Source organism: Comamonas sp. A23, assembly GCF_004522605.1.
GTDB lineage: Bacteria > Pseudomonadota > Gammaproteobacteria > Burkholderiales > Burkholderiaceae_C > Comamonas > Comamonas thiooxydans.
Map to the genome: position 1 here is coordinate 730471 of NZ_RSDT01000002.1, position 20730 is coordinate 751200.

A 20730-nucleotide genomic window follows, 5' to 3' on the forward strand; every position below is an offset into this window, starting at 1 on the left:
GATGCGAGACCGCCGCAGCCTGCTGCGCAGGCCCGGCAATCTGGTGAAACCGCTGCTGCGCAGCAGTTTTCGCCACGGTTGGCAATCAGAACTTTTTTCATCAACTCACTCCTCATTACGCGCTTGCAGGCACCAGCTCTGCAAAGGCGCGGATGGGGTTAAAACGAATCCAGGCACCTACGGGAATCTGCCCCGCAAGGTCCAGATGATGGGGTGCTACGCAACCGATCACGGGATAGCCACCGGTCAAGGGGTGGTCGGCCAGAAACAGCACGGGCTGGCCGCTGGCGGGGACCTGGATGGCCCCCAGCGGCGTGCCTTCGCTGGGCAGCTCGCTGGTCACGGCGCGCGTCAACGCCTGCTCGCCGGCAAGGCGCAAGCCCACGCGATTGGACTGGGGCGTGACCTGCCAGCGCTGGGCGGCCAGCAAGGCCACGGCCTCGGGCGTGAACCAGTCGGTGCGCGGACCCAGCTCCACATCCAGCACCACCTCGCCGTCCGGGGCCGGCAGGTCCTGCACAGGCAGGGCCAGCTCGGCCACCACGGCATGGACTGCCGGCTGCACCGCCAGCAACTGGCCGCTGTGCAGGGCGGGCGGGCCGACATGGGCCAGGGTGTCCGTCGAAGCGCTGCCCAGCACGGGCGCCACCTCATAGCCGCCGCGCACCGCCACATAGCAGCGGGCACCGGCGACGGGTTGGGCAAGGCTCAGCGTGTCGCCATCGGCCAGCGCAATCGCGGCATGGCGCGGCGCAGACCAGCGGCGTCCGTCGGCCGTGGTGATGCTGATGGGCGCATCCGCGCCCGTCACTGCAACAACGTTCTCGCCCACGCTTTGCAGCGACAGGCCGCCACCTACTGTCTCCAGCACCGGCAGCTGGCTGGCATTGCCGACCAGCCGGTTGGCCGTCTTGAACGCCGCCTGATCCATGGCACCGGAGGCAGAAACGCCCTGCCCGGCCTGGCCGTGGCGACCCATGTCCTGGAACAGCGTGAGCAGACCCGTGGCGCGCACACGCAAGGCGCAGCCATTGAAACTCGTAGCTGCTTGCGCCTGTTCGCTTTTGGTCTCAGATACTTTTCCATCTGAAATCGAATCAGAGAAATCGCCAGCAGCTACTTTTTGAGTAGCAGCATCGACAAACTGCACGCGGTAGCCGGGCTGCAGCAAGGCCGGCAGATCGCGCGCCAGATCCCACATGGCAGCATCGGTGACGCCAATGATCTGCCAGCCGCCGGGGCTGGCCTGTGGATAGACCGCGCTGAAGCTGCCGGCCAGCGCCACCGCACCGGCCGGAACCTTGGTTCGCGGCGTGGCACGGCGTGGCACGTTGAAGATGGGATCCCCGCCGCTCAGATAGGCAAAGCCCGGCGCAAAGCCGGTGAAGGCCACCGACCATTCGCTGCCGGTGTGGCGGCTCACCACTTCCTCGGCTGTGATGCCCAGTATCTGCGCAACCTCGGCCAGATCTTCGCCGTCATAGCGCACGGGAATCTGCACCAGCACATCCGAGCGCTGCACGCTGCCGCTGAGATCGCAGTCGGCAATGCGTCTTACTAGTTGCGCCGCGCCGATGATATGGGGCGCGAACTGGACAAGAATGGTGCGCGCGGCAGGCACCAGTTCCTGCACGCCCTCTATGGGCTGGGCCTGCAAGGCACCCAGCAGCACCAGCGTCTGCTGCAGGTCGGCCAGCTCCACCAGAATGGCCTGGCGGTTGACGGGCAAAAAGCGCATGGAACTCATGGTGCTGTTTCCACAAAGGAGGTGATCTGCACGCCCTCCTGCTCGAAACGCTGGCGGATGTTGCGCGCAATGGCCACGGCACCGGGACTGTCGCCGTGCACACAGATGGAGTCTGCCTCCACGCGCACCAGGCTGCCGTCCACGGCCTCGATCACGCCCTCACGCACCAGGGTCAGCATGCGCTGGGCGATCAGGTTTTCGTCGTGCAGCACGGCTCCGGGCTCGCGGCGCGAGACCAGGGCGCCGTCGGGCGTATATCCGCGATCGGCAAAGGCCTCGGCCACCACACAGAGGCCCGCATCGCGGGCCCAGGCTATCAGGGGCGCACCTGCCAGAGCCATCAGCACCAGCTTGGGATTGATGGCCTTGATGGCATTGATCACATCCATGGCCTGGCGCTTGTCCTGGGCAATGGTGTTGTAGAGCGCGCCGTGCGGCTTGACATATTGGACGCTGGTGCCGGCCGCCTGCGCCAGGCCTTGCAGAGCGCCGATCTGGTAGATCACGTCGGCCACCAGATCGCCGCTGGCCACATCCATGTTGCGACGCCCGAAACCCGACAGGTCGCGGTAGGCCACATGCGCACCTACGACCACGCCGCGCGCCTTGGCAGCCCTGAGCGTGGTCAGCATCCCGGCCGGGTCGCCGGCATGAAAGCCGCAGGCCACATTGGCGCTGCTGACGATGTCCAGCATGGCCGCATCGTCGCCCATGCGCCAGGCGCCAAAGCTCTCGCCCAGATCGCTGTTCAAATCCATTTTCATCATTCGTCTCCCGGTCGGCATCAATGCAGCTGACCTGCGTGTTCCAGCAAATCCTGCTGCACCGTCATGGCCGTATGAATGGCTGTACGTATGCCCTGGATCTGTGTGTCCAGCGCCATGCTGGCCATGCCTGGCTGGCGCGCCGCCTGCTGCGGCAGCGCAGGTATGTGAATAAAGCCGCCGCGCACGCCGGGGCCCGCACGGCGAGACAGCCTGTGCATCAGGGCATAGAACACATGGTTGCAGACAAAAGTGCCCGCCGTGTTCGATACCGAAGCCGGAATGCCCACATCGCGCAGATGGCGCACCATGGCCTTGATGGGCAGGGTCGAGAAGTAGGCCGCGGGCGCGTCGCGCACCACGGACTGATCGACGGGCTGATGGCCCGCGTTGTCCGGAATGCGGGCATCGTCGATATTGATGGCCACGCGCTCGGGCGTGATTTCGCTGCGCCCGCCGGCCAGTCCGAGGCTGATGATCAACGTGGGCTGCAGCCTGGCCAGCGCCTCGTCGAGCGCAACCATGGCCGCGCCGAACACGCAGGGCAGTTGCACGGCATGCACCACGCCATCAGCAATCAGCTCGCCGTCCAGCGCGCGCGCCACTTCCCACGAGGGGTTGACGCTGTCTTTGTCGAAGGGCTCGAAGCCGGTCAGCAGGATTCGGTGGGCAGCCTCAGTCATGGCAACTCTCTCTTAACGGAACATCAGGAAGTTGAGCAGGAACACATTGACGATCAGCAAGGTGATGGCCGTGGGAACCTGCGCACGGATGACGGCATTTTTGTCAATTTCCAGCAGTGCTGCGGGCACCAGGTTGAAGTTGGCCGCCATGGGTGTGAGCAAGGTGCCGCAGTAGCCCGACAACATGCCGACTGCCGCCATCACGGCCGGGTCACCATGGTAGACGCCAACCAGCACAGGCACGCCCACACCACCCGTCATCACCGGAAAGGCTGCAAAGCCATTGCCCATGATGACGGTGAACAGCGCCATGCCGATCACGTACACGGCCACGGCCACAAAGCGCACATCCATGTTGATGTAGGTGGTGGTCACATAGGCCACGGCCTTGCCCACGCCGGCATCCGAGAACACCAGACCCAGCATGCCCAGCATCTGCGGCAGCACCAGGGCCCAGCCCAGCGCATCGATCAGGCGGTGCGACTCGCGCAGGCCCTGCACCGGGGTCTCGCGTGTCATCTTGCAGGCCAGCACCAGCGCAATCACGCAGCCTATGCCCAGACTGACCAGCGTGCTGTTCTTGGGGTCGATCAGGGGAGTACCGCCAAAGACCAGATACTTGGCCGACAGCGTGCCCACCATGGTGATCAGCGGGATGGCCAGCGCCGGCACGAACAGCCTGTTGCCCAGGCGCTTGGCGCTTTCCAGGTATTGCGCATCGGTGCGCGGCTGATGCTTGCCACCCATCACGCCGCCGAAGCCCGCAATCAGGGCCATGACGACCGCCACCGCCCCCACCCATACGGGCGGCAGCAGATCACCGACGAGGAACACCAGCGCATACAGCGCCCAGAACAGGCCCGCCGAGAAACGGCGCGGATTGCTGCCATCGCGCAGCGTCATCACGGCCGTCACCGCCAGCACCAGGCCGACGAGGTAGTACAGATATTGAATGGTGATGGTCATGCCTGTTCTCCCTGGGCAGATTTCTTTTCCGCAGCAATTTCACGCGCCAGCTGCTTGTCCAGGCGATGCAGGCGGAAGGCATGGATTGCAAAGGCCGAGATGGCCGTGGGAATGCCCCACAGCGCGACATGAATCGGCTCGACCTCGATACCGGCCTCCTTGAGGAAGGTGGTCATCAGCACGATCGCGCCGAAGGCCACAAAGATGTCTTCACCAAAGAACAGGCCCACGTTGTCCGTGGCAGCCGACATGGCGCGCAGCTTCTCGCGCACCTTGCCCGACAGCTTGCCGTAGCGGTTTTCCGTCGCGCCTTCGGCCATGGGAGCCAGCAGCGGACGCACCATCTGGGGATGCCCGCCGAGGCTGGTCAGGCCGATGGCTGCCGTGAGCTGACGCGCTGCCAGGTAGACGATCAGCAGACGGCCGGCTGTGGCCGACTTGATGGAGCTGATCCAGTTCTGCGCATGCTGACGCAGGCCATGGCGCTCCAGCAGGCCGATCACGGCCAGCGGCAGCAAGATGATGAGTGGCAGATTGCGGGTCTTGATGAAGCCGGTCCCGATGGCGGCCAGAACCTTGTCCAGCGGAAAGCCCGCCGCAAAGGCTGTGCCGATGGCGGTCACGATGACCACCAGCATGGGATTAAAGCGCAGCGCGAAGCCGGCAATGATGATGAGCACGCCGATCAGCGGCCACAGGTTTACGTCTACAGGCATGGAAGCCTCCGGAAATCACGCCCTGATCCGCTGCGCGGCGGGCTCTACCAAAGACGGGAACGCTATCGGCAACCCCGCCCAGCTCTTTTGAGGAAGGCCGGGCAGCTCTGCTTCAGACCTGCTTCATTCCTCATATTGTTGAACAATCTATTTAGATTGATTCCACAAATGAAATTGTTTGCAGAACAAATAGACTTTGTAATAGAGCAAACCCTAGGTTGCACCACTCTTTGGGACTTCTCTGAGTCAACAGAACGATGGCTACACTCTGGCGACAGCCAAAAGGGAACGCCATGAAAGTCGCAGCAGAGGTCCAGAACCTGACCGAACGCATCGCCGAAGAAATACGCAGCCAGCTGGTCAAGGGCGTGCTGAGCCCGGGCCAGCGACTGTCCGAAGCGGCACTCAGCGAAGCGCTGGATATTTCGCGCAACACCTTGCGCGAGGTGTTCCGCATGCTGACCAAGGAAGGTCTGCTGGTACACGAGCCCAACAAGGGCGTATCGGTGGCCGTGCCCAGCATGGCGTCCATCATCGACATCTATCGCGTGCGGCGCATGATCGAGTGTCAGGCCCTTGCACAGGCTTACCCCATGCACCCGGCGCTGACGCGGATGCGCGAGGCCGTGGAAAGCGGCCAGCGGCACAGCGAGGCCGAGGACTGGTCCGAGGTGGGCACAGCCAACATGGCGTTTCACAAAGCCATCGTGGCCCTGGCCGACAGCGAACGCCTCAACGAGATGTTCTCGCATCTGCTGGCGGAGCTGCGCCTGGCCTTCGGCCTGCTGCGCGACCCGCATTTTCTGCATGCACCCTATGTGGGCATGAATCTGAAGATTCTGCAGATCTTCGAATCCGGCAGGCCTGCGGAGGCGGCACAGGAGCTCAGCGCCTACCTGGTGCATTCCGAACGCATCATTCTGGCCGCCTATGCCCGGCGTCTGGCAGAGGCGGGGATCAAGGCCCCTTGAGGAATCTTGTTCAACAAAATATCATTTTCAATAGAAACAAAGCAATAAAACACCCTACGTTTCTTTGAAACTCGTTGAAATCCCTCATGGATGTTTGTTGAGACAAATGCTACTTTTGGCACAACTCTTGCCTGAGTTCATTCGTCCGCATCTCTTATCCGAGGAGTTCTCATGAAGCGTCGCATTTTCTGCGCCACCGCAACCTTGCTCGCCGGCATCGGCATTGCCGGTCATGCAATGGCACAAACCAAGTGGGATTTCGCCACCGCATACGGGCCTGGAAACTTTCACTCCAAGAACAACGAACTGTTTGTGAAGGATGTGGATGCTGCCACGGGCGGCAAGCTCAAGATCACGCCGCACTTTGGTGCGTCGCTGTTCAAGATGCCCGAAATCAAGCGTGCCGTGCAGACCGGCAATGCACAGATGGGCGAATTCTTTCTGGTGAGCTTTCAGAATGAGTCGCAGATCTTCGGTGTCGACGGACTCCCGTTCCTGGTGAGCAACTATGACGATGCCTACAAGCTCTATCAGGCTCAGAAACCCGCGCTGCAAAAGCTGCTGGACAAGCAGGGGCAGGTACTGCTGTATTCCGTGGCCTGGCCTCCCCAGGGGATCTACACCAAAAAGCCCGTCAACTCCGCGGCCGATCTCAAGGGCATGAAGTGGCGCGTGTACTCCCCCACTACCGCCCGTATTGGCGAACTGATTGGCGCCCAGCCCGTGACCGTGCAGGAGGCCGAGCTGTCCCAGGCTCTGGCGACCGGCGTGGTGGATGGCCTGATCACCTCCAGCGCAACCGGTGCCGACAACAAGCTGTTTGAAAGCCTGAAGTACTACTACAACGTGCAGGCCTGGATTCCCAAGAATGCCGTGACCGTGAGCAAGAAGGCCTTTGGCGCGCTGGACAAGAGCACGCAGGAGGCCGTGCTCAAGGCCGCTGCCGCCGCCGAGCAGCGCGGCTGGAAAGAGTCCAGGGAAGTGGATGCACGCTCGATTGCCGCCCTCAAGCAAGGCGGCATGCAGGTCGAGCAGCCCTCTGCCCAGCTCAAGACCGACCTGGGCAAGATCGGTGCGACCGTGATCAAGGAATGGACGGACAAGGCCGGCGCTGACGGCCAGGCCATTCTCGACGGCTACAAGGCTGGCAAGTAAGGCGCAGATTGCATCGGCTCGCCCGACCCCGGCATCCGGGGCGGGCGGCCGATGACCTCATCCTCTCAGGAAGACAAGCATGCGCAAGTTACTCAACGGCCTATATGACGGCAGTGCCTGGCTTGCCGGCATCGCCATGATCGGCGTGCTGGCGATGGTGCTGCTGACCATCACCAGCCGACTCTTTGGCTTCAGCGCCCCGGGCACCGATGCCTACGCAGGCTACGCCATGGCCGGAGCCGGCTTCATGGCTCTGGCCAGCACCTTGAAGAAAGGTGAACATATCCGCGTCACCCTGCTGCTGGGCGCGCTCAAGGGCAAGGCCTACAAGGCGCTGGAATTGACCGCCCTTGGCGTCGCCACCATTCTTTCGGCCTTTCTGGCTTTCTATTCCACGCGTCTGGTATGGCAGTCCTGGGAGATCGAAGACATCTCCGTGGGCATCGACGCCACACCGCTGTGGATTCCGCAGATTTTCATGGCTCTGGGCACGATTGTTTTCTTCATCGCGTTCTGTGACGAACTGGTGCTGGAGCTGCTGGGCAAACGCAAGGCGGTAGAGAAGGAGGGAACCCCTCATGAATGAAATCACCGCAAGCATTGCACTGATTGTGGTGCTGCTGGTCCTGCTTGGCGGCGGCGTCTGGGTCGGACTGACGCTGGCGGGTGTTGCCTGGTTCGGCATGGAATTCTTCACCGCGCGCGCAGCAGGCGATGCCATGGCCATGACCATCTGGGGCTCTGCCAGCAGCTGGACCTTGACGGCTTTGCCACTGTTTGTCTGGATGGGCGAGATTCTCTACCGCACCAATCTGTCCGAGAGCATGTTTCGCGGTCTGGCGCCCTGGGTCAATGCGCTGCCGGGCCGCCTGCTGCACACCAATGTCATCGGCTGCACGATTTTTGCGGCGGTGTCCGGCTCCTCGGCCGCCACCTGCGCCACCGTGGGCAAGATGAATGTGCCCGAGCTGCGCAAACGCGGCTATCCCGAGAACATGGTGATCGGTTCGCTGGGTGGCCCCGCCACACTGGGTCTGCTGATCCCGCCCTCCATCATCTTGATCGTCTACGGCGTGTCGGCCGAGCTGTCAATCTCCAAGCTCTTCATGGCAGGCGTGCTGCCAGGCATCATGCTGGCACTGATGTTCAGCGGCTGGATCGTGGTCTGGGCCCTGATGAACCCGGACAAGGTGCCCAAGGCCGACAGCACCATGAGCTTCAAGCAGAAAGTCTACGAGTCGCGCCACCTGATCCCCGTCGTGCTGCTGATCTCGGGCGTGATTGCCAGCATCTACAGCGGCATTGCCACGGCGACCGAAGCTGCCGGCATAGGCGTGATGGGAGCGCTGATTCTGTCGGCCCTGCAAGGTGCACTGAGCTGGAAGAACTTCAAGGAATCGCTGTTCGGAGCCACCCGGCTTTACTGCATGATTGCGCTGATCCTCGCCGGTGCAGCCTTCATGACCTTGTCCATGGGCTATATCGGACTGCCACGCCAGCTGGCTGAATACGTGGGCAGCCTGAACCTGTCGCCCGCCATGCTGATTGCGGTACTGGGCCTGTTCTACATTCTCATCGGCTGCTTTCTGGACGGCATCTCCACCATTGTGCTGACCTCCGGCGTGGTTCTGCCCATCATCCAGGCCGCAGGCATAGACCCCCTGTGGTTCGGCATCTTCCTCGTGATCACAGTGGAGACCGCTCAGATCACGCCACCGGTGGGCTTCAACCTGTTCGTGCTGCAGGGCATGACGGGCAAGCAGATCACCTATCTGGCCCGCGTCTGCGCACCCTACTTCCTGCTGATGGTGCTGGCACTGGTCATACTGTGGTTCTTCCCGCAGATCGTGACCGTGCTGCCCAATAATATGTAAGCAAAATCGCTCTGCATGAACGCCCCGCAAGGGGCGTTTTTCATAGGCGAGCCATGATGGCTGCATGCATGCCAGGACATGCGGGCTTCAACGCCGGGATGTTGATGCCGCATCCATCTGACAGGGTGTTACGAAAAATGCTCACTACGCTGTTAGATTAGTTGGGTTAGCCATCCAGACACATCGCAATGAAAGAAAAAATCAACTTCATTGAGAGGGAGCGCCTCTACCGACATGAACTCAAACGCCGCCGCGTGAAGTTTCTGCCCATGCAGGTACTGCGCCGGGTCTTCAAAGCGGCAGGAGTCTAGCCAGCGCTGAAGCCAGCCATCCACCTGTCATGCCAAAAACGAAAAAGCGCTCCATGGGAGCGCTTTTTCGTGGCACGAAGCAACCGGCTTATTCCACCGTGACCGACTTGGCCAGGTTGCGCGGCTTGTCCACATCGGTGCCGCGTGCCACCGCCGTGTGATAGGCCAGCAGCTGCAGCGGCACCACGTGCAGAATGGGGCTCAGGGCACCATAGTTCTCGGGCATGCGAATCACATGCATGCCTTCGCTGCTTTCGATATTGGTCTTGGCATCGGCCAGCACATAGAGAACACCGCCGCGCGCACGCACTTCCTGCATATTGCTCTTGAGCTTTTCCAGCAGTTCGTCGTTGGGTGCCACGGTGACCACAGGCATCTGGCTGTCCACCAGTGCCAGCGGGCCATGCTTGAGCTCGCCGGCAGGATAGGCTTCGGCGTGGATATAGCTGATTTCCTTGAGCTTGAGCGCGCCTTCCAGAGCGATGGGGTAGTGAATGCCGCGACCCAGGAACAGCGCGTTTTCCTTCTTCGCAAAGTCTTCGGCCCAGCTGATGATCTGCGGCTCCAGCGCCAGCACGGATTGCAGGGCCACGGGAAGGTGGCGCATGGCCGTCAGATACTGCTGCTCCTTCTCTTCCGTCAGACGTCCCTTGGACTGGGCCAGCGCCAGCGTCAGCAGGAACAGACCTGCAAGCTGCGTCGTGAAGGCCTTGGTCGATGCCACGCCGATTTCCACGCCGGCGCGCGTGATATAGGCCAGCTCGCACTCGCGCACCATGGCGCTGGTGGCCACATTGCAGATGGTCAGGCTGTGCTTCATGCCCAGGCTCTGGGCATGGCGCAGGGCCGCCAATGTATCGGCCGTCTCGCCCGACTGGCTGATGGTCACGATCAGTGTCTTGGGATCGGGCACGCTGGTGCGGTAACGGTACTCGCTGGCCACCTCCACATTGCAGGGGATGCCGGCAATCGCCTCTATCCAGTACTTGGCCGTGCAGCCGCTGTAATAGCTGGTGCCGCAGGCCAGGATCAGGACCCGGTCGATCTCCTTGAATACTCGCCAGGCCGCCGCGCCGGTCTTGCCTTCCGAAGTGACCCCGTCAAACAGCTCGGGGGCAATGTTCTTCAGGCCTTCCAGCGTATCGCCCAAAGCGCGCGGCTGCTCGAAGATTTCCTTTTGCATGTAGTGGCGATAAGGGCCCAGTTCGGCTGCGCCGCTGTGCGCCATCACGGTCCTGACCGGGCGTTGCTGCTCTGTCAGGCGCTCGCCGCTCTTGCTGATGACCCAGTAGCGTCCTGGCTGCAGATCGATCAGATCGCCCTCTTCCAGGTACACGATCTGGTCGGTAACACCCGCCAGCGCCATTGCATCGCTGGCCAGGAAATGTTCCGCGCCGTCCTTGCCCACACCCAGAATCAGCGGCGAGCCGGCACGAGCGCCCACCACACGGCGGGGTTCATCCCGGTGCATCACGCCGATCGCATAGGCGCCATGCAGGCGAGCCGTCGCGGCTTGCACGGCTTCGAAAAGATCGCCGTTGTAGAGGCTGTCCACCAGGTGAGCAATGACCTCGGTGTCGGTCTGGCTGGCAAATACATAGCCCTTGGCCTGCAGCTCGGTACGCAGGGCTTCGTAGTTCTCGATGATGCCGTTGTGCACCAGGGCCACGCGGGCCGGCGCATCGGCATCGGCCACGGGCGAGATGCCGGGACCATGGCTGAAGTGGGGGTGGGCATTGCGTACGGCAGGCTCGCCGTGAGTGGCCCAGCGGGTATGGGCAATGCCGGTGAAACCTTCCACATGCTCGGTCTTGACCTGCTCCATCAACTCGGCCACGCGGGCTGTAGAGCGTGCACGCTGCAAGCCCAGGCTCAAGCCGCTGGCATCCGCTGCCTGTACAGCCACACCACAGGAGTCATAGCCGCGATACTCCAGCCGCTGCAGACCCTGGACCAGAACCGGAACGATATTGCGATGAGACACCGCAGCAACAATGCCACACATAGAGGTACACCTTAGGTTGTTTGAGCGAGCATGCTAACGGTTGCGATAAAAAATTTTCAATCAATAAAAACAACAAAATGATTGAAAATTTCATCGAATCGGAATATTGATTATTTATTCAATAAAATTTAAATAAATGAATGAAAATTCCATCAATCTGGATGACACCGACTTGCAACTGCTGCAGCAATTGCAGCTGGATTCCAGCCTGAGCAACCAGGCCCTGGCCCGGCATCTCGAGCTGTCTGCCCCTACCTGCCTACGCCGGGTCAAACGCCTGCAGGAGCTGGGTCTGATCGAGAAACAAGTCGCCATCCTGAGCAGCGAACACATCGCCCGCCTCACCGGTCATGGCCTGCAGGCCATTGTGGAAGTCTCGCTGGACCGGCAGGACAGCAGCTCACTGCTGCAATTCGAGCACAAAGCCGTGGCCGAACCCGGCGTGCAGCAATGCTGGCGCGTCTCTCCCGGCCCCGACTTCATCCTCGTCATTGCCACCATCGATATGCCTGCCTACCTGGCATTGAGCCAGAAGCTGTTCACGCAGGATGCCAATGTGCGCAATGTCAAAGCCTTCTTCAGCATCAAGCGCGCCAAATTCAGTACCGAACTGCCCTTGCCCGTCTCCAATCATTAGGGACTTGCACGCCTTTATTTTTGAACCGTCATGTGTGGTGCGGATGCCGCGCAAGTCCCTCAATATTTGATACAAATTGTATTAATTAGATTATTCTCGCATCCTTGACTTAAGCCAATTCCACCAGATGCCCTTGCATCGAGATATTCACCGCCGGACCTACCCTCTGCGCGCCTCTTATATGGCACTGGGCGGAGCGGTGGTGGCTGCGAGCCTGTCATATCTCCCGACCAATCTCGCCTGGTGGGCATTCACGACGGTCAGTGCGCTGGTATGGCCGCATATTGCTTTCTTGCATTCAAGCCGGCAACAGGATCAGTTCCATGCGGAGTATTTCAATTCTCTGATAGATGCGCTGATCGTCGGCTGCTGGATTTCTCTGATGCACTGGAGCCTGCTGCCCAGCATCTGCATTCTGGCCATAGGCGTGGCCGATCGCTTCTATACCGGTTTGAAGCGCCGCTGGCTGCCCTCACTGATCGCGCTGCTGTGCGGCATGCTTTTCATGAGCATCGCCATAAGGCCCACCCCGCAATGGGCCGCGCCACTGGCGGTACAGCTCAGCCTGCTGCCGCTGATCATCCTGCACAGCGCCTATGCAAGCTGGTCCAACAGCCGAATGCTCAAGACTCTGGCCAGGCAGAACCTGCAGCTCAAGTTGCTGGGGCGCATTGATCCTCTGACCACGGTATACAGCCGCGATTACTGGTGGAAAAAAGCCCGTGCCGCGCTGCATCAGCACCGCACCGCCAAGGAGCAGACCTGCCTGCTGGTGATTGACATTGACCGTTTCAAAAGCGTGAATGATCTGTACGGCCATATTGTGGGCGACGATGTTTTGAAAATGATCGGGCTGGCGATTAGAAACAGCCTGCGCAGCAACGATATTGCAGGGCGCTACGGCGGCGATGAATTCACCGTGCTTTGCAAGCACACCACGGCCAAGGAGGCATATTCGGTCGCCATGCGTATTTGCGAGAAAATTGCTCAGATACGCATTCGCGAATATCCACAGCTGCACATCAGTGCGAGTATCGGCGTTGCTGCAGCCGATGAAGGTTTTGGCTCGGTGACCGAGTGGATAAAAGCGGCCGACAGTGCGCTTTACAGTGCCAAGAGCGGCGGGCGCGACCAGGTGATGGATGCCACGCAACAACCCGAGCGGCAGCACAGTCCCTCGACCATGCCCATGCGACCGGAATCCACGCGAATCAGCCCGGCGAGCGCCGAGCAGGAAAGCCTGGACCGCGACGTGGTCTGACCACTCAGGGCAGGCAGGTGGGCCAATGCATCTGCAACTGGCATCCCGCATTGAGCTGGGCCTGGATTTCCGCCTCGCCGCCATGGCGGCGGCAGATATCGCGCACCAGCGCCAGGCCGATGCCGAGGCCCTCGAACTCGGCCTCGCGATGCATGCGCTGAAAGACGCCAAACAGCTTGCCTGACCGCGCCTGCTCGAAGCCGGCTCCGTTGTCGGCCACGGTGATGAAGCAGCCCCCCTGCCCGTCACGCTGCACATCGACCTGAATGCGCGCCAGCGGCACGGCCCGCGTGAACTTGACGGCATTGGCGAGAGCTGCGTCCAAAGCCTGCTCCAGCAGACGCGGATCTGCCTGCAACATGGGGGCGACAGCGGGCAGACACCACTCTATGCGTCGGCCTTGCGCGCCTGCCTGCAGACGCTGGCGCAGACTGCCCAGCAAGGCCAGCAAGTCCACAGGCTGCGGCTGCAGCACATGGCTCTGAGCCCGATTCAGCTGCAGCAAGCCGTCGAACATGGCCGCCATGCGCTGGGCGGACTGATCCATGGTCTGGAGGAAGCTGCGCGCTTCCTCCAGGTCTTCGGCACCGGGGCTGGCGGACTGCAGCAGCTCGGCAACCAGCGGATTGAAAGCCAGCAGATGGCGCAGCGGCGCCCGCAAATCATGCGAGACGGCATGCATCCACTCCTGCTGGGCCGTGCGCAAGGCGGCCAGTTCGGCCTCGCGCCTGGCCAGCAGTGCCAGCGCTTCGTCCAGGGACTGAGGCGCCATGCTCTCCAAAGCTTGCTGCGCTTGTTCCATCAGGCTTTGGGCAGCTTTTCAGGGCGCTTCCAGTTGCGGATGCTGACCTGCCTGCCACGTCCTACCGTCAAGGCACCAGCCTCGGTGTTCTTGGTCACGGTGGAGCCACCGCCCACGGTGCCGCCGGCGGCAATCGTCACCGGAGCCACCAGCACGCAGTTGCTGCCGATATGCACATCGGCCTCGATCACGGTACGGTGCTTGTTCACGCCGTCATAGTTGGCAGTGATGCTGCCTGCGCCGTAGTTCACGCGCTCACCCACCGTGGCGTCGCCCAGATAGGCCAGATGATTGGCCTTGGCGCCGTCGGCCAGCGTGGAATTCTTCACCTCCACGAAGTTGCCGATATGCACTTCGCGACCCAGTCTGGCGCCGGGGCGCAGGCGGGCAAACGGGCCGACCAGCGCACCCTGGCCCACTTCCACGCCGGCCTTCTCGCCATCAATGTGCGTGAAGGGGTGGATCACGGCATCGTCGGCAATGCTCACATTGCTGAGATGGCAGTTGGCCCCGATCCGGGCGCCGGCGCCAATCGTCACCTTGCCGGCAAAGATGCAGTTCACGTCGATTTCCACATCCTGACCGCAGCTCAGGCTGGCCTTGGCGCCGCGCGCATCGTCACGCAGGTCGAAGCGCGCAGGATCGGCCATGCGCACGCCCTGCGCCATCAGCTCGCGCGCCTGGCGCAGCTGGTGGGCGCGCTCCAGCTCTGCCAGTTGCAGCGGGCTGTTGACGCCCGCCACCTGCAGCGCATCGGCAATGCGGTGGCCCACCACGGGCACGCCGTCGGCCACGGCCATGGCGACGATATCGGTCAGGTAGTACTCGCCCTGGGCATTGTTGTTGTCGAGCTTGGCAAGCCAGGCCGTCAGATGCCTGGCGGGCACGGCCATGATGCCGCTGTAGATCTCGGTGATGGCGCGTTCGGCCTCGCTGGCGTCCTTTTGCTCGACGATGCGCTGCACCGTGCCGGCATCGTTGCGCACGATGCGGCCATAGCCCGTGGGATCGGCCATGGTCACGGTGAGCAGCGCCATCTTGTCGCTGCCGGCGGCATCGAGCAGACCCTGCAGCGTGTCGGCCCGGGTCAGCGGCACATCACCCGACAGCACCACGACCAGGCCATCGTCCTTGAGCGCAGGCACGGCCTGCTGCACGGCATGGCCGGTTCCCAGCTGGGGCTCCTGGCGTACAAACTTCAGGTCCATTGCACCATGGGCGCCATCTGCGCCATTGGCAGCGGCGATGGCCGCTTCCACTTCCGCAGCACCATGGCCCGTCACCACCACGGCCGAGCGCGCCTTGAGCTGCGCAGCAGTATCCAGCACATGCTGCAACAGGGCGCGTCCGGCCAGCTTTTGCAGCACCTTGGGATGGCGGCTTTTCATGCGGGTGCCTTTGCCGGCAGCCATGACGACGATGTCCAGAGGTGCAGTCATATTGATTTGTGGAATGAAAACCGCCTGATTATCGACCCATAGCCGTGCTCGGCAACTGCAAGCGCAGGCAACAGTCGCCGCAAACACCTTATGCTTGCCCTGCCATGCCTCATGCAACCACCAGCCCCACTCCGCTGCTTCGCACCCGCGCCGTCGGCGCCGGCCATCTGCGCGCCTTTCTGGCCGTGGCCCGACACCTGAACTTTCGTGCCGCGGCGGACGAGCTGGCACTGACCCAGTCTGCCGTCAGCCGCCAGATCCAGTCGCTGGAAGACGAGGTGGGCATCCCGCTGTTCCTGCGCCATTCGCGCGCCGTGGAACTCACGGGTGCCGGCGCCCAGCTGCTGCATGCCGTTCAGCCTGCACTGGAGTCGATCGACGCCACCGTGCGCCAGATCCGCCAGACCGTGGGCCGCAAGAGCGTGGCCATCACCACCTGGGCCAGCTTTGCTGCCATGTGGCTGATTCCGCGTCTGGAGGCTTTCCAGCGCGCCTATCCCGATATCGACATTCGCATAGACACGGGCGACGCCGTGGTGGATCTGGAGACCACCGATGTGGACCTGGCCATACGCTACAGCGCCGGCGTCGCCGATGCTTCGGCAAAGGCTTTGTTCGGCGAAGAGCTGGTGCTGGTCGCAAGCCCAGCCCTGCTCAGGAGCGGCCCCGCCGTGCACAGCCCCGCCGATGCGGCCCGCTACACCTTGATTGAAACCGGCGACGTGCACCGCATGCCCCAGCTGGAGTGGCTGAGCTGGCAACGCTGGTTTGCCGCCAACGGCTGCGACCAGCTGCAGCCGCCGCGCTGGCTGTACTTCAACTACGCCCACCAGATCGTGCAGGCCGCGCTGGCGGGCCAGGGTCTGGCCATCGCGCGCCTGCCGCTGGTAGCCGATGCGCTGGCGGCCGGCACCCTGATCGAGGTATTGCCCGAACATCGCCTGGCCTCGCCTCTGTCGTACTGGCTGCTGCAAGGCCCACGCAGCAGCGAGCGGCCCGAAGTGCAGGCCTTCTGTCAGTGGCTGATGGAACAAGCCCGCCAGACGCGCGACGCCATGCAAGGTGCGAGCGAGCCAACCCAATAAAAAAGAGAGCTACTCACGCATGACCTGCATCGGTCTCAAATACAAAGTGATTTGAAACGCAGATGTATCAAGCGTAAACAGCTCTCATTTTTACTGTCACCTCTTTAGGCCGCGCCACAGCGGCAAAGGCCTTGCCCTGTGGCGCCAAGCGCAAAGAGGCGAACGGGGCGAACGGGGCGAACGGGGCGAACGGGGCGAACGGGGCGAATGGGGCGAAGCGCCCCAGGGCGCTCAGCTCAGCGTGACACGCGCAAACTTGCGCTTGCCCACCTGCAGCACAAAGGTGCCGGCATCCAGCTTCAGTGCGCGGTCGCTGATGACGTTGCCGTCGACACGCACGCCGCCGCCATCGATCAGGCGGTTGGCTTCGCCGGTCGATGCAGCCAGATTGGCCTGCTTGACCAGCGCACCAATGCCCAGCGGAGCGCCGGACAGGCTGATTTCAGGGATGTCATCGGGAATGCCGCCCTTGGAGCGGTTGATGAAATCCTGCTCGGCCGCATCGGCGGCTTCGGCGCTGTGGAAGCGCGCGGTGATCTCCTTGGCCAGAGCCACCTTGGCATGCTTGGGGTTGCCGCCAGCCTCGATCTCGGCCTTGAGCGCGGCAATCTCGGCCAGGCTCTTGAAGGACAGCAGGGTGTACCAGTCCCACATCAGCTCGTCCGAGATCGACAGCACCTTGGCGAACATGGTGTTGGCGTCCTCGGTGATGCCGATGTAGTTGTTCTTGGACTTGGACATCTTGTGCACGCCATCCAGGCCCACCAGCAGCGGCATGGTGAGCACACACTGCTGCTCCTGACCATACTCGGCCTGCAGATGCCTGCCCATCATCAGATTGAACTTCTGATCGGTGCCGCCCAGCTCCAGATCGGACTTGAGCGCCACCGAGTCATAGCCCTGCAGCAGCGGGTAGAGAAACTCGTGCAGGCTGATGGAGCTGCCGTCGGTGAAGCGCGTATGGAAGTCGTTGCGCTCCATCATGCGCGCCACCGTGTACTTGGCCGACAGCTGGATCATGCCGCGCGCGCCCAGCTGGTCGCACCATTCGCTGTTGTAGCGTACCTCGGTCCTGGCCGGGTCCAGCACCTTGGCGGCCTGGGTGTAATAGGTCTCGGCATTGACCTTGATCTGCTCGGCCGTCAGCGGCGGACGCGTGGAGTTGCGGCCCGAAGGGTCGCCGATCAGCGTCGTGAAGTCGCCGATCAGGAAGATCACCTGATGGCCCAGATCCTGCAGCTGGCGCATCTTGTTGAGCACCACGGTATGGCCCAGGTGAATGTCGGGGGCTGTCGGGTCCAGACCCAGCTTGATGCGCAGGGGCACGCCGGTGGCTTCGGACCTGGCCAGTTTCTGGACCCACTCGTCCTTGGGCAGCAGCTCATCGACTCCACGCAGAGTGACTTCCAGCGCCTGGTTCACTCTGTCGGTCACGGGAAAACTTGTAACAGCAGATTGATTCATAAGGGTTTTTCGGCAGGCGAAGTAGGACGCGGCCGATATACTTGGAGGTTTGGTGTTACGGTCAATTCTAGACTGCTCCCTCATAAAGACCTCTTTGGATGGACTTATGGCACGGTAGAGCTGCTGGAGACGTGTCAGTCGTAACAAATACCAACTCCACCGACACGCTTTCCCAAGGATTTGATGTTTTGATGACTGGCTTGAAAAATGCCGGCGGTGCTCTGCTTGCGCGGCTGACATCGGCTCTGCAAAAACACCCCAAGCGCGCCACGGCGGCGCTGGCGACTGTTTTGCTGACCGGTGGCAGCGGCGCCTTCGCTGTGGCCAGCCTGGGCCCCGACCCCGCCGACCTCCCCGTACGTACACTGACCGAACCCGTCACCTCCCTGGCCGCTGGCCAGGATCTGGCCGATCTGACGGATCTGCAGTCCTTCTCCCTCTACCGTTCCGAATACACCCGCAGCAACGACACCACAGAGTCGCTGCTGCAGCGCCTTGGCATTGCCGATCCGCAGGCCGCAGCCTTCATGCGCAGCAACGAAGCCGTGCGCCAGAACGTGCTGGGCCGCGCCGGCCGCCTGGTGTCCGCAGAGACAACGCCCGACCAGCAGCTGAGCCAGCTGACCGTGCGCTGGGCTCCCAGCGAAGACGGCAGCTTCCAGCGCCTGACCGTGGAACGCGTGGACGGCAAGCTGCAGTCCAAGATCGAGACCGGCAAGCTCACGGCCAGCCCCCGCCTCGCGGGTGGCGTGATTCGCTCCTCCTTCTTTGCCGCCACGGATGCCTCCGACATTCCCGACAGTGTCTCCATGCAGATGGCCGACATTTTCCAGGGCGAGCTGGACTTCCGCCGCGGCCTGCGCAAGGGCGACCGCTTTGCCGTGGTCTATGAATCGCTGGAAGCCGATGGCGAGCCGCTGCGCGCCGGCCGCGTGCTGAGCACCGAGTTCTACAACAATGGCAAGTCGCATCAGGCCATGTGGTTCCAGGAAGCAGGCAAGAAAGGCGCCTACTACACGCTGGACGGCAAGAGCCTGCGCCAGGCCTATCTGAACTACCCCGTGGAGTTCTCGCGCATCAGCAGCGGTTTTTCCATGCGCGTCCACCCCATCCAGAAAACCTGGCGCGCCCATCTGGGCACCGACTTCGCGGCCCCCACGGGCACCAAGGTGCGCACCGTGGGCGACGGCATCGTGTCCTTTGCCGGCGTACAAAACGGTTACGGCAATGTGATCTTTGTCGATCACGCCAACCAGCACACCACCGTGTATGCCCACCTGAGCCGCATCGACGTCAAGCACGGTCAACGCGTGGACCAGGGCGACATCATCGGCGCCGTGGGCTCCACGGGCTGGGCCACCGGCCCTCACCTGCACTTCGAGTTCCGCGACAAGGGCGAGCAGCGCGACCCGCTGACCATTGCCCAGATCACCGACGCCGCCCAGCCTATCTCCAAGGCCGCCCGCCCTGCCTTCGAGCAGCAGGCAGCGCAGATGCGCATCGAACTTAACGCCGGCACGCAGTCGTTCGCCTTGGCCAGCGCGCGCTGATCCACCGCTGCGACACAACCTGAGGGCTGCAAATTGCAGCCCTTTTTCATTTGCGCATCAGAATCGTTTGCAGCGACCGCCAGGAAAGCCGCAAACGCTACAGCTAAGATAGTAAGCCGCACGCCAACCCTCTGATCTACCATGTCCAATGCCATTGAACAAGCCGCTCAAAGCAACCTCTATATCGGCCTGATGTCCGGTACATCGCTGGACGGCGTCGACGGGGTTCTCGTGGACTTCAGCCAGGGCACGCGAGTGCTGCAACATGCCAGCTGCGGCTTCGACGCGGCATTGCGCGCCGAGTTGCTGGCCCTCAACACCGCTGGTGGCCAGGACGAGCTGCATCGCGCCGCCCTGGCCGCCAATGCACTGGTGCGCCACTATGCACAGGTGGTGCAGCAACTGCTGACTGCAGCCGGCGTCCGGGCCGGGCAGATCGCAGCCATAGGCGCCCATGGCCAGACCGTGCGCCACCGTCCGCAGATGTTCGATGGCACGGGCTATACGCTGCAGCTCAACAACCCCGCCCTGCTGGCCGAGCTGACCGGCATCAGCGTCGTCGCCGACCTGCGCAGCCGCGATGTGGCGGCAGGCGGCCAGGGCGCGCCGCTGGTGCCTGCCTTTCACCAAAGCGTGTTCGGCAGGCCCGCTGAAACCGCACTGGTGCTCAATATCGGCGGCATTGCCAATCTCAGCGTGCTGGGTGCCGACGGCTCGGTGCTGGGCTTCGACACCGGCACTGGCAATGCGCTGATGGACGGCTGGTGCCTGCGCCATACCGGCAAGAGCTATGACGAGAGCGGCCGGTGGGCCGCCAGCGGCAAGGTCCTGCCCGAGCTGCTGGCCGCCATGCTGGGCGATCCCTATCTGGCCCAGCAGCCGCCCAAGAGCACGGGGCGCGATCTGTTTCACGCCGAGTGGCTGGAGCGGCATCTGCAGCAGCATGCGGCCCAGGCCGCCGCGGCCGATGTACAGGCGACCCTGGCCGAATTCACGGCCGCCAGCTGCGCCCATGCCGTGCAGCGTTTCGGCAGGGGCGGCACCGAACTGCTGGTCTGCGGCGGCGGCGCACTGAACACCTATCTGATGCAGCGTCTTGCCGCCCTGCTGCCGGGCGTGAAGTTGGCCTCCACGGCAGAGTGCGGCCTGCCCCCGCTCGAAGTGGAAGCAGCCGCCTTTGCCTGGCTGGCACGTCAATGCCTGCTGGGCCTGCCCGGCAATCTGGCCAGCGTGACAGGCGCCAGCGGCCCGCGCATTCTGGGCGCCATCCACCCCGCTTGACCGCGCGGCCGCCGGCCCG

18 protein-coding genes are annotated in these 20730 nt (G+C 62.6%); 9 read left to right on the forward strand and 9 right to left on the reverse strand.

The window, feature by feature from the left end; all coding sequences use genetic code 11:
* Positions 1-115: 115 nt before the first annotated feature.
* From EIC84_RS07780 to EIC84_RS07800, 5 genes are read right to left on the reverse strand one after another with little or no spacing between them, the layout of a single operon-like run.
* Positions 116-1738, reverse strand: a complete 1623-nt coding sequence (locus EIC84_RS07780; protein ID WP_034361288.1) for an urea amidolyase family protein — start codon at positions 1736-1738, stop codon at positions 116-118.
* Positions 1739-1743: 5 nt separating this feature from the next.
* Entirely contained in the window at positions 1744-2511 is a 768-nt protein-coding gene (locus EIC84_RS07785) for a LamB/YcsF family protein (RefSeq protein ID WP_003061781.1), read from the reverse strand.
* A gap of 20 nt (positions 2512-2531) precedes the next feature.
* Positions 2532-3194 (reverse strand): pyroglutamyl-peptidase I, encoded by a 663-nt coding sequence (gene pcp / locus EIC84_RS07790; protein ID WP_003061779.1) that lies wholly within the window; start codon positions 3192-3194, stop codon positions 2532-2534.
* 12 nt (positions 3195-3206) lie between these two features.
* Complete coding sequence (locus EIC84_RS07795; RefSeq protein WP_003061777.1) at positions 3207-4160, reverse strand: DUF979 domain-containing protein; 954 nt, start codon at positions 4158-4160, stop codon at positions 3207-3209.
* Complete coding sequence (locus EIC84_RS07800; protein ID WP_003061775.1) at positions 4157-4876, reverse strand: DUF969 domain-containing protein; 720 nt, start codon at positions 4874-4876, stop codon at positions 4157-4159. Before EIC84_RS07800 ends, EIC84_RS07795 begins: the two co-directional genes overlap by 4 nt.
* A gap of 293 nt (positions 4877-5169) precedes the next feature.
* Here EIC84_RS07800 and EIC84_RS07805 point away from each other — a divergent pair, with 293 nt between their 5' ends.
* From EIC84_RS07805 to EIC84_RS07820, 4 genes are all read left to right on the forward strand, one after another.
* On the forward strand, positions 5170-5847 hold the full coding sequence (locus tag EIC84_RS07805; protein WP_003061773.1) for a GntR family transcriptional regulator: 678 nt from the start codon (positions 5170-5172) through the stop codon (positions 5845-5847).
* Between the two features lie 171 nt (positions 5848-6018).
* On the forward strand, positions 6019-7002 hold the full coding sequence (locus EIC84_RS07810) for a TRAP transporter substrate-binding protein (RefSeq protein ID WP_003061772.1): 984 nt from the start codon (positions 6019-6021) through the stop codon (positions 7000-7002).
* Between the two features lie 79 nt (positions 7003-7081).
* A complete protein-coding gene (locus EIC84_RS07815) occupies positions 7082-7588 on the forward strand; it encodes a TRAP transporter small permease (RefSeq protein WP_003061770.1) in 507 nt (168 codons plus the stop codon).
* On the forward strand, positions 7581-8876 hold the full coding sequence (locus EIC84_RS07820) for a TRAP transporter large permease (protein WP_003061766.1): 1296 nt from the start codon (positions 7581-7583) through the stop codon (positions 8874-8876). The genes EIC84_RS07815 and EIC84_RS07820 overlap by 8 nt, the downstream gene beginning before the upstream one ends.
* A 399-nt stretch (positions 8877-9275) precedes the next feature.
* On the opposite strand, the gene glmS is transcribed toward EIC84_RS07820, so the two are convergent.
* Positions 9276-11192, reverse strand: a complete 1917-nt coding sequence (gene glmS / locus EIC84_RS07825) for a glutamine--fructose-6-phosphate transaminase (isomerizing) (RefSeq protein WP_003061764.1) — start codon at positions 11190-11192, stop codon at positions 9276-9278.
* A 136-nt stretch (positions 11193-11328) separates the two neighbouring features.
* Between glmS and EIC84_RS07830 the strand changes: the two genes are divergently transcribed.
* Together EIC84_RS07830 and EIC84_RS07835 are read left to right on the forward strand one after the other, a co-directional pair.
* On the forward strand, positions 11329-11829 hold the full coding sequence (locus tag EIC84_RS07830) for an Lrp/AsnC family transcriptional regulator (protein WP_003061762.1): 501 nt from the start codon (positions 11329-11331) through the stop codon (positions 11827-11829).
* 127 nt (positions 11830-11956) lie between these two features.
* Positions 11957-13090: a diguanylate cyclase AdrA gene (locus tag EIC84_RS07835; RefSeq protein ID WP_034361285.1), complete on the forward strand. Its 1134-nt coding sequence runs from the start codon at positions 11957-11959 to the stop codon at positions 13088-13090.
* Positions 13091-13094: 4 nt separating this feature from the next.
* On the opposite strand, the gene EIC84_RS07840 is transcribed toward EIC84_RS07835, so the two are convergent.
* Positions 13095-13892, reverse strand: a complete 798-nt coding sequence (locus tag EIC84_RS07840) for an ATP-binding protein (protein WP_003061759.1) — start codon at positions 13890-13892, stop codon at positions 13095-13097.
* Positions 13892-15331 (reverse strand): bifunctional UDP-N-acetylglucosamine diphosphorylase/glucosamine-1-phosphate N-acetyltransferase GlmU, encoded by a 1440-nt coding sequence (glmU, locus tag EIC84_RS07845; RefSeq protein ID WP_003061757.1) that lies wholly within the window; start codon positions 15329-15331, stop codon positions 13892-13894. The genes EIC84_RS07840 and glmU overlap by 1 nt, the downstream gene beginning before the upstream one ends.
* Before the next feature lie 104 nt (positions 15332-15435).
* On the opposite strand from glmU, the gene EIC84_RS07850 reads away from it, so the two are divergent.
* Positions 15436-16416 (forward strand): LysR substrate-binding domain-containing protein, encoded by a 981-nt coding sequence (locus EIC84_RS07850; protein ID WP_003061754.1) that lies wholly within the window; start codon positions 15436-15438, stop codon positions 16414-16416.
* A 231-nt stretch (positions 16417-16647) separates the two neighbouring features.
* Here the strand turns inward: EIC84_RS07850 and tyrS are convergent, their stop codons facing one another.
* A complete protein-coding gene (tyrS, locus tag EIC84_RS07855) occupies positions 16648-17880 on the reverse strand; it encodes a tyrosine--tRNA ligase (protein ID WP_003061750.1) in 1233 nt (410 codons plus the stop codon).
* Between the two features lie 191 nt (positions 17881-18071).
* Between tyrS and EIC84_RS07860 the strand changes: the two genes are divergently transcribed.
* Together EIC84_RS07860 and EIC84_RS07865 are read left to right on the forward strand one after the other, a co-directional pair.
* Positions 18072-19430 (forward strand): M23 family metallopeptidase, encoded by a 1359-nt coding sequence (locus EIC84_RS07860; protein ID WP_003061747.1) that lies wholly within the window; start codon positions 18072-18074, stop codon positions 19428-19430.
* A 141-nt stretch (positions 19431-19571) separates the two neighbouring features.
* Complete coding sequence (locus EIC84_RS07865; protein WP_003061745.1) at positions 19572-20711, forward strand: anhydro-N-acetylmuramic acid kinase; 1140 nt, start codon at positions 19572-19574, stop codon at positions 20709-20711.
* Positions 20712-20730: the final 19 nt, after the last annotated feature.